This is a genomic window from Candidatus Persebacteraceae bacterium Df01 (genome assembly GCA_030386295.1).
GTDB classification, from domain to species: Bacteria; Pseudomonadota; Gammaproteobacteria; order Tethybacterales; family Persebacteraceae; genus Doriopsillibacter; species Doriopsillibacter californiensis.
Map to the genome: position 1 here is coordinate 293210 of JANQAO010000002.1, position 10130 is coordinate 303339.

Annotated in this window: 9 protein-coding genes; 1 reads left to right on the forward strand and 8 read right to left on the reverse strand. The window is 45.9% G+C overall.

Going from position 1 to position 10130, the window contains the following annotated elements; translation table 11 throughout:
* Positions 1-19 precede the first annotated feature (19 nt).
* A complete protein-coding gene (locus tag NQX30_04495) occupies positions 20-1831 on the reverse strand; it encodes a cation acetate symporter (protein ID MDM5147629.1) in 1812 nt (603 codons plus the stop codon).
* A 14-nt stretch (positions 1832-1845) separates the two neighbouring features.
* Entirely contained in the window at positions 1846-2124 is a 279-nt protein-coding gene (locus NQX30_04500) for a DUF4212 domain-containing protein (GenBank protein MDM5147630.1), read from the reverse strand.
* Positions 2125-2248: 124 nt separating this feature from the next.
* Between NQX30_04500 and NQX30_04505 the strand changes: the two genes are divergently transcribed.
* Positions 2249-3109, forward strand: a complete 861-nt coding sequence (locus NQX30_04505; protein ID MDM5147631.1) for a DUF547 domain-containing protein — start codon at positions 2249-2251, stop codon at positions 3107-3109.
* Positions 3110-3138: 29 nt separating this feature from the next.
* Here the strand turns inward: NQX30_04505 and ilvN are convergent, their stop codons facing one another.
* From ilvN to NQX30_04535, 6 genes are all read right to left on the reverse strand, one after another.
* Positions 3139-3621: an acetolactate synthase small subunit gene (gene ilvN / locus NQX30_04510; protein ID MDM5147632.1), complete on the reverse strand. Its 483-nt coding sequence runs from the start codon at positions 3619-3621 to the stop codon at positions 3139-3141.
* Complete coding sequence (gene ilvB, locus NQX30_04515; GenBank protein ID MDM5147633.1) at positions 3621-5324, reverse strand: biosynthetic-type acetolactate synthase large subunit; 1704 nt, start codon at positions 5322-5324, stop codon at positions 3621-3623. The genes ilvN and ilvB overlap by 1 nt, the downstream gene beginning before the upstream one ends.
* 187 nt (positions 5325-5511) lie before the next feature.
* Complete coding sequence (locus NQX30_04520; GenBank protein ID MDM5147634.1) at positions 5512-6909, reverse strand: L-serine ammonia-lyase; 1398 nt, start codon at positions 6907-6909, stop codon at positions 5512-5514.
* A 119-nt stretch (positions 6910-7028) separates the two neighbouring features.
* Complete coding sequence (locus NQX30_04525) at positions 7029-8219, reverse strand: porin (GenBank protein MDM5147635.1); 1191 nt, start codon at positions 8217-8219, stop codon at positions 7029-7031.
* A 182-nt stretch (positions 8220-8401) separates the two neighbouring features.
* Positions 8402-8911, reverse strand: a complete 510-nt coding sequence (locus tag NQX30_04530) for an aminotransferase class V-fold PLP-dependent enzyme (GenBank protein ID MDM5147636.1) — start codon at positions 8909-8911, stop codon at positions 8402-8404.
* An 82-nt stretch (positions 8912-8993) separates the two neighbouring features.
* On the reverse strand, positions 8994-10130 hold a 1137-nt coding region (locus NQX30_04535), incomplete at its 5' end, for a porin (GenBank protein ID MDM5147637.1).

The window sequence follows — 10130 nt, forward strand, 5'->3', positions numbered from 1 at the left end:
GGTTCAAGCGAATTAATGCCTATTGTCCCAGCACCGTTTTGCCTCGCGGAATACGAATTTCATCCACCATACGCTGGGTTTCTTCATCCGGCTCTTCAGTTGCCAGCGATACTGTTACCATTAATATCAAACTGGCTGTCATGCCGACTATACCAAACCGCAGATGATCTAATCCCAAAATTGGCTCTCCACCCCAAAATCGGACATACATTAAGTACAGCACGCCGGATAAAAAGCCACCGGCAATGCCTGCAATGGCACCCTGTTTGTTAGCACGCTTCCACCAGACGCCAAGCACCAGCGGGAAGAACAAGCCCGAATTGGCAAAATTAAATGCCCAAGCAACTGCACCAAGAATTGAAGTGAGCTTTAAGCTAGCTATAAAGGCACTGAACGCCCCGATAGCAATGAGCAAAACTCGTGCCACAATCAGCCGCTTTTTTGTATCTGCCTGCGGATCAATAATTTTGTAGTACAAATCGTGACTCAATGCATTGGCGATTGCCAACAACAATCCGTCAGCCGTGGACATGGCGGCGGCCATGCCGCCAGCGGCGACTAGTCCTGAAATAACATAAGGCAATCCCGCAATTTCTGGCGTTGCCAGCACCACGATATCACCGCGCATGAAGAACTCATTAATCTGCAACAAGCCATCACCATTGCTGTCAATTACTTTAAGAAAGCCGACATTGGACCATTTTTGCACCCAATCCAGCATCTGTACATCGGCAATCGCTTTGCCAATCAAACCAGTCGGCAAGCTGGGGTCTAACACCTGTAACTTGGTCAGTGTTGCCAGCGCCGGCGCCGTGAAATACAGCAGAAAAATAAATAACAATGACCATGCCACTGATTGACGTGCCTCACGCACCGAAGGAGTGGTGAAATAGCGCATCAAAATATGCGGCAACGAGGCGGTTCCCAACATCATACACAATACCAAAGTAACGAATTTCCATTTAGACAACCAATCATCACCGGCAAAAGCATGCAAAGTTGTCAGCGATTTGAGACCGGCAACACTTTCCGTAGGGTTGAGTATGCCCACCTGATGCATGACTTCCAACTCGGCTACTCGCATCACCGCATCACCGTAACCAAAATGCGGAATAATGCCAAATCCCTGCTTGTTAGACATCCACACTACCGGCACGACATAGGCGATGATAAGGACAATGTATTGTGCTACCTGAGTCCAAGTTACCGCGCGCATACCACCAAGCATTGAACACAATAAAATTCCCAACAAACCAAACCACACACCCACTTCAAAAGGAATTTGTAAAGCCCGCGACGCGATGGTACCGGTGGCGTTGATTTGGGCTGTCACATAAGTAAATGATGCAAACACCAATACCACTACGGCACAAAACCGCGTGATATTGCCACCATAACGCACGCCAACAAAATCCGGAACTGTATAGCAACCAAATTTGCGCAGGTATGGTGCTAATAACGAAGCCACCAAAACATAACCGCCGGTCCAGCCAACGACAAAGGCAAGATAACCGTAACCGCCAAAATAAATACCTCCGGCCATAGCGACAAAAGAAGCACCAGACATCCAGTCCGCCGCCGTTGCCATGCCGTTGTACAACGCTGGGACTTGCCGCCCGGCGACATAATAAGCATCTACTTCCATCGTGCGCGACAAAAAGCCAATAATGGCATAAATCGCAATAGTAAAAGCCACAAACATAATGCCGATAGCTTCTGCTGAAACACCTGCTTGCTCCAATATCGCCATCAACGCGATAAATAATAAAAATCCTCCAGTGTACAGACCGTACACCTTAGCGATGTTGTCAATAAAATTTCCTTTAAACATGGTGAGATCCTTAATTAATTTTCTTTATTTGATTCTGTTTCGTGCATTTCGTGCACGCCAAACTCTTCATCAATCTTATTTTGTCTGTTTACCATCCAAAAAATTAACACAACAAAAATAAACAACGAGCCTTGCGCCGCCATATAAAAGCCGAGCGGAAAACCCAGAAAATAAATGTTATTGAGCGCATTTCCAAACCAATGCACCACATAACTAAACACAAACCAAATGCCCAGCGTAGTGAACATTAGCTTACGAGTTCGAGACCAATGCTCGTTATTATTGTTTTCCATGCTTCTCTCCTCGCCAACATAAAATTTTGTCAGCAGTATTTTCACCGTATTTATAACATAAAATGATTATTTTTACGTTAATTTGATAAAAAATAATCATTTTATGTTCAAAGTTAACGTAACGATGACTGTTATGATTAGATTTTCACTATCACTTTTGATTGGTTCGGTGGCACAAGGAATTACGATGAATAAATTATCACTTTTTTTATTGTTATTATTATGCGCACCCACAATGGCGGCACCCAAAGCCGAATTGTGGGATTACTGGCAGGCGCACAACTCGCAAAGCACAGAAACAGTGACGCATGATGCTTGGGATACCTTTTTACAAAAACATCTATCCACACGCGACGACGTTGCCGTACTGGACTATTCAAACGCCAGCGCCGACAAAAAATTATTAGACAGTTATCTCAAGCGCTTATCTCAAACGCCCGTACGAATGCTCAATCGTGATGAACAGCGCGCTTTTTGGATCAATTTATATAACGCATTGACGGTACGAACGATATTAAAAAATTATCCGGTGGATAGCATTCGCGATATTTCTTCAGGCTTTTTATCTTTTGGTCCTTGGGATGAAAAAATTATCACGATAGAAAACACAGAGTTATCGCTTAACGATATTGAGCATCGCATTTTACGTCCTATTTGGCAAGATGCGCGACTACACTACGCCGTTAATTGCGCCTCTATTGGCTGCCCCAATCTGGCAGCACACGCTTTTACCGCCACTAACGGAGAAGCCTTATTAGAAGCTGCAGCTGCGGCTTATATCAATCATCCGCGCGGTGTACAAATCCAAAACGGTGTTTTACACGTTTCCAGCATTTATGACTGGTTTAAAATAGATTTCGGAAACGACGACATCGGCGTGATTGCTCATCTAAAAAAATATGCTGAACCATCATTATTTGCCAAACTACAAAATATTTCAGCCATCGCTAAATACGATTATGATTGGTCACTCAACGACAAATAACCGCCCTAAAAAATTTGATAGGCAGTAGCCTATTTGTCTTCTGACACCCTTGACATACCACAAACACCAGTACGCGCTGTTTCTACAATATTTCCCGCACAGGCTGCCAAAAAAGCATTCAGCTTTTTGCGATCGCCGGTAACTTGAATAATGAATGTTTTGGTACTCACTCCAACAATAGACGCGCGAAAAATATCAGCCAACCGTTTCATTTCTTCACGTTCATCACCTTCAGCACGGACTTTAACCAGCATCAATTCACGCTCAACATGGCGGCCTTCGGTAATGTCAGAAACTTTAAATACTTCTATTAACTTGTGTACCTGTTTGGTTATTTGTTCAATCACCGTATCGTCACCGGCGGTAACAACGGTCATACGCGATAACGTTGGGTCTTCGGTTGGCGCTACTGTTAGCGATTCGATGTTGTAACTGCGAGCAGAAAATAGCCCTGCCACCCGTGATAACGCACCAGATTCGTTTTCCATCAAAATGGAGAGTACGCGCCGCATCACAAATCTTCCGCCAGCACCATTTCAGACAGCCCTTTGCCCGCCGCTACCATCGGATACACATTTTCCGTTTGGTCGGTGACAAAATCCATAAATACCAGCTCATCCTTGCGCGCAAACACCTCGCGCAATGCCGGCTCCACATCTTCTGGACGCTCTACGCGCACTCCAGAATGACCGTAGCTTTCGGCTAGTTTGACAAAATCTGGCAAAGCGTCCATATACGATTCGGAATAGCGATTACCATGAAAAAATTCCTGCCACTGGCGCACCATACCCATGTAGCGATTGTTAAGATTGATGATTTTTACCGGCAGACGATACTGCTTACACGTAGATAATTCTTGAATGCACATCATAATACTGGCCTCACCGGTCACGCAAGCAACAGCCGCCCCAGGATGCGCCAATTGCACTCCCACTGCCGCCGGCAGACCAAAACCCATCGTCCCCAACCCGCCAGAGTTAATCCACCGCCGCGGTTTATTAAATTTGTAATATTGCGCCGCCCACATCTGATGCTGTCCAACATCCGAAGTAACAAAAGCATCGCCACCAGTCACTTTGTGTAGTGCCTCTATAACTTGTTGCGGTTTGACAACGCCAGGCTTAGTTTTGTAGCGCAGACAATTTTTATTCTGCCACTTAGTAATTTGCTCCCACCAGGCATCCATATCTTTAGTACTAGGCATGTTGCCGGCAATCCCCTCATTCAAGGATTTAAGCACCTGCGTCACCTCACCGACGATAGGCACATCTACTTTTACTCGCTTGGAAATGGAGGACGGATCTACGTCCACATGCACAATCTGCCGTGCCACTTGAGAAAAATGCGCGGGATCGCCAATGACACGATCATCAAAACGCGCGCCCACCGCCACCAGCACATCACAATGCTGCATGGCCATATTGGTTTCATAAGTGCCGTGCATGCCCGGCATACCCAAAAATTGTTTATCCGTAGCGGGATAGGCACCCAACCCCATTAGCGTGTTGGTAACCGGACACTTAAGTTTTTTTACAAACCGCGTAAACTCGGTAGCAGCATTGCCCAAAATCACACCACCACCGGAATACACCATTAATCGCTTGGCGCCTTTGATTAATTTGATTGCCCGCGACACCTGCCCACGATGTCCGGCAGACGATGGGTTGTATGACCGTATTTTGAGCGCCCCTTTGGGATATGAATAAGTTGTTTTTTGGGCTGTCAAATCTTTGGGAATATCCACTAATACCGGTCCCGGTCGCCCCGTAGAGGCGATATGAAAAGCCTTGCGAATCGTTGGTGCTATATCTTCTACACGTTTTACCAATACATTGTACTTGGTACAAGAACGGGTAATGCCTACGGCATCTGCTTCTTGAAACGCATCTAGCCCAATGGCGTGGGAGGGAACTTGTCCGGAAATAATAACCATTGGAATGGAGTCCATATAAGCAGTGGCAATGCCGGTAACTGCGTTAGTCAGGCCCGGTCCGGAAGTTACTAAACAAACGCCAATTTTTCCGGAAGAACGAGCATAACCGTCAGCGGCGTGCGACGCTCCCTGCTCGTGCCGCGTGAGCACATGCTTGATTTTTTTCTGTTTAAATAACTCATCGTAAATAAACAGCACTGCGCCACCAGGATAGCCAAAGATATACTCTACCTTCTCTTCCTGCAGCGAGCGAATAATAATTTCTGCGCCAGTTGTTTCCATTATGTGAATATTGTATTGTATCGTTGTATTTACGAATTTGAGCACTCTCGCGCCCAATTACAAAAAAATGAGCGTAATATTTCGTTTCTGGCAGTGAAATTAACACAATTTGGCATGAAAAAAGGATTTTTTACATTTGCCTCATTGTTGCCTTGCGACTATCCGCAAAGCACAATTTTTAGTACGCTCAGCAATCTACAATATTAATCGGCACTTCCAATACATGCGTAGCCAAACCGCCACGCGCTGTTTCTTTGTATTTATCTTTCATATCCCGACCGGTCTCGCGCATAGTCTTAATAACCTTATCCAATGAAACAAAGTGCTCACCATCACCTGCCAATGCCAAACGAACGACATTAATCGCCTTATTAGCACCTACTGCATTGCGCTCAATGCAGGGGATTTGTACCAAACCGCCAATAGGATCGCAAGTGAGTCCGAGATTGTGCTCCATGGCGATTTCAGCGGCATTTTCTACCTGCATCGGCGTACCTCCGCTAACTTCGGCCAAGCCTGCAGCTGCCATAGCACAGGCCGATCCGACTTCACCCTGACAGCCAACTTCGGCACCACTGATAGAAGCATTTTCCTTGCACAAAGAGCCTACCGCAGCGGCAGCCAGCAAAAAACGTACCACACCGTCATCAGTCGGTGAATCGGTGTGGCGAGTGTAATAATGCAACACTGCTGGAATAATACCGGCAGCACCGTTGGTAGGCGCAGTTACCACCCGCCCGCCGGCGGCATTTTCTTCGTTAACCGCAATAGCGTACAAATTCACCCAATCAATAACTTTAAGCGGGCTATCATCTTTGCTATCACACAATCGCTGATGCAATCCTGCCGCTCGCCGTTTGACTTCCAACCCACCCGGCAACACACCTTCTTCTCGACAGCCTCGCTCCACACAAGCTTGCATAACCTCCCAAATTTCCAGTAATCGGCTACGTACTGTGGATTCGGGAAGCTGTTGTTTTTCATTTTCCATCACCACATCGCTGATAGAAATATTATTTTTTTGGCAAATAGCCAGCAATTCTGTTCCACTAGAAAACGGATAAGGAACAGCAGTCGCCGCCACCGCAATCACTGGATTATCGTTAGCCGCCGCATTTTCATCAATAACGAAGCCGCCACCAATAGAATAATATGAAGAAGCTCGCAATTCGTTACCAGTGGCATCATAAGCCCGAAAAATCATGCCATTGGGGTGGTGTGGTAATGATTTACGCTTGTGCATAAGCAAGTCTTCCCGCTCATAATATGGCACTTCATGACGCCCTAACAGCCGCAACCGCTGACCTTCACGAATGGCGACCAAACGGGCGGGAATGGTTTCTACCTCTATGCCCGCTGGTGTATCACCTTCCAACCCTAGCAAAACCGCTTTAGTAGAGCCGTGACTGCGTCCGGTTACGCCCAGTGATCCGTACATTTCTGCCCGCACTCGTGCCGTTTGCGATAGCAACCCATCATCTGCCAGAGATTGAGAAAATCGCCGCCCAGCAACCATCGGACCGACTGTATGCGAACTGGACGGCCCAATACCAATTTTAAATAATTCAAAAACGCTAACTGTCATAACAGTTAGTGTAACAAATTATTTTTATAAGCAATATTTCTAACCCTTGCTAATCCTTGTATTTTGATTAAAAAAAAGAAGGCGCATAAGCGCCCTCTTTTAGGGGAGGTAAAAGAAGATTAGAAGTCGTGACGCAAACCAATGTTGACATAGTCATCAGCATCAGCATCTGTGTCTAAATCTTGGCTAGCATACTCAATCCAAACTCTGGACTTGGAGCCCAAATTGTATTGAACACCAACTGTTCCATAGTGATCTTTAGCACCATCTGCACCTTCAGCATTTTCCAATGAATCGTACACCGCATAGAGATTGACTTTGTCAACCGCTACACCAGCAGCAATGGAAAACAACTGGGGGTCACTAGCAGCCTGAACAACTTCTGTTTCTACGCCATCTGTGGTTGACTTATATTCATATGTAACGTCGCTATAGTTGGTTTCACCATACCAGCTGGTAACGTACCAATTATCTTGCTCATAAGCAAGGCGGAGCGCCCAACTATCAACATCATTATTCAGGCCTCTCTCAACCTGCGCACTATGAGTAGTGTCATCATCTGCTTCTGCTATAGCAGCAACCTGATCTATAAGCGCCCGAATCGGCGAGTTGTCATTATCGGGATCACTTAATAATACGTTAGTGTAATCCGCACGAGTGTTGTAAGTACCAGCAACAGTAAAGCCTGAAATACTGTAGCTACCGGCTAATGCCCAGTAATCTACTGCATTTTCACCGTTTGCAACGGTGTTCTCATCGGCGTCGTATCGATCGTCGTTTACCATGCTAGCAATCACAGCACCTTGAAAACCATTTAAGTTAGGGGTTGTATATTGTACGGAACGGCTAATACGACCGGGGAAAACATGTGAACCAACGAGGAGGCTAGCACTTTGTTTATTAGCAACGTCAGTGCTGCCATAAACCATGTTGTATGGAGCTGCCCAAAAGCTACCGGCGCGTACTTCACCAAAATTACCGCGTAATCCGACATGCAATTGACGAGTTTCAAGGCTGCCACCATTTTCGGCATCCATACCTGCTTCATAAGCATAAAAACCGACTAAACCATTGCCTAAATCATTAGAACCGCGTACACCAAAACGGCTACCCGAATTCTGAATCTCTGCACTATGCTTACTCGCTGCACTCTCGCCATCCTTTTCACCGGAATTCCAGCGCACTCGTAGTGAAGCCCAAAAACCTTCAGATGCTGATGTGTATTGCATACCGGAAGTGTCTTGAGCCGCAAACGCATTTGGGGCGACCATGGCACTGGCGATAGCAAGAGCAATTGCTTTCTTTTTCATGTCTAATTTCTCCTTGAAATAAATAAAATAATAAAACGCAGTTGCCCGCGGTTCATCCACAATGTGAATCATAACCTACTCAACACGAAAAAGTGAAATTAAAAACAACATAACGGCTTTTACTGTTGTTTTTTGTTCACCTGCCCCGTTTTATAGTTGTTTTTATTGACCAAAGAAAAGCCTCAATCCCCACACACCGACGACATCGCACCCAACTGCTGCCGCAAAGATACTGCCGCCGAAACAAATCGCGCTATATTTTCAGCACTAGTCGCGGCACCTAACGACACCCGTACTGCAGTACGAGCAGTATCTAACGGTGTCCCCATCGCCAGCAACACATGACTGGGCTCTTCTTTCATACTAGAGCAAGCAGCGCCACTAGCGACAGCAAAACCGGATTGATCTAGCATCACCACCATACTTTCGCCTTCTATACTGGGAAAACCAAACAATGACGTATTGGATAGCCGCTCGGCCTCTCCGCCAAATATCAACGCCCCTTCCTGCCGCAAAACAGCTTCCATCTCATCACGCAAAGTGCCAAGTCGCTCTGCTTCTGTTTTTTGCTGTGCCACTGCCAGCTCGCATGCCGCACCCATGCCTACGATGCCCGCCACATTTTCAGTAGAAGAACGCCGCCCAGCAACCATCGGACCGACTGTATGCGAACTGGACGGCCCAATACCAATTTTAAATCCTTGCTAATCCTTGTATTTTGATTAAAAAAAAGAAGGCGCATAAGCGCCCTCTTTTAGGGGAGGTAAAAGAAGATTAGAAGTCGTGACGCAAACCAATGTTGACATAGTCATCAGTATACATCTCTGTGCCTGCCTTTTGGCCAACATACTCAGCCCAAATTCTGGACTTGGAGGTAAAATTGTATTGAACACCAACTGTTCCAAAGTTATCTTTAGCACTATATGCACCTTGAGCGTTGTCTACTGAATCGTACACCACATAGAAATCGACGTTGTCAACCGCTATACCAGCAGCAAAGGAAAACAATTTGGGGTCACTAGGAATATTAACAACTCTTGTAGTTACGCCGTCTTTGGTTGAATCAAATATATATGAAACGCCGCTATAGTCGATTTCACCATACCAGCTGGTAACGTACCAATTATCTTGCTCATAAGCAAGGCGAATCGCCCAACTATCAACATCATTATACCGGCACTCCACACACCAAAAGCTATCATTCTCAACCCCTTCCCCTTCTGGATGAGCACCGCCAGCATGTCTTACAAACTCATCAAGCGGCTCGTCTTCGTGCATTAATGTGTCACCGTAATCCGCACGAGTGTTGTAAGTACCAGCAACAGTAAAGCCTGAAATACTGTAGCTACCGGCTAATGCCCAGTAATCTATTGTATTTTTAGCGTTTGTTCTGGTGCTTACGCCGGGTGGCCCGTCGTTTATCATGCTAGCAACCACAGCACCTTGAAAACCATTTAAGTCAGGGGTTGTATATTGTACGGAACGGCTAATAATACCGGGTAAAAGATTTGGAAAACCACCTACAGGTGCAAAAACAATCGCACCACTTTGTCTATTAGCAACGTCAGTGCTGCCATAAACCATGTTGAATGGAGCTGTCCAAAAGCTACCGGCGCGTACTTCACCAAAAGCACCGCGTAACCCGACATGCAATTGACGAGTTTCAAGCTCGAGACCAGTTCTGGCAAACATACCTACTTCATAAGCATAAAAGCCGACTAAACCATTGCCTAAATCATTAGAACCGCGTGCACCAAAACGGCTACTAGAACCGTATATACGATAAGGGCCATGCGAACTCTTAATCTCTATATCACTGTCACTTCTTTCGCCGGAATTGAAGTGCACTCGTAGTGAAGCCCAAAAACCTTCAGACGCTGATGTGTATTGCATACCGGAAGTGTCTTGAGC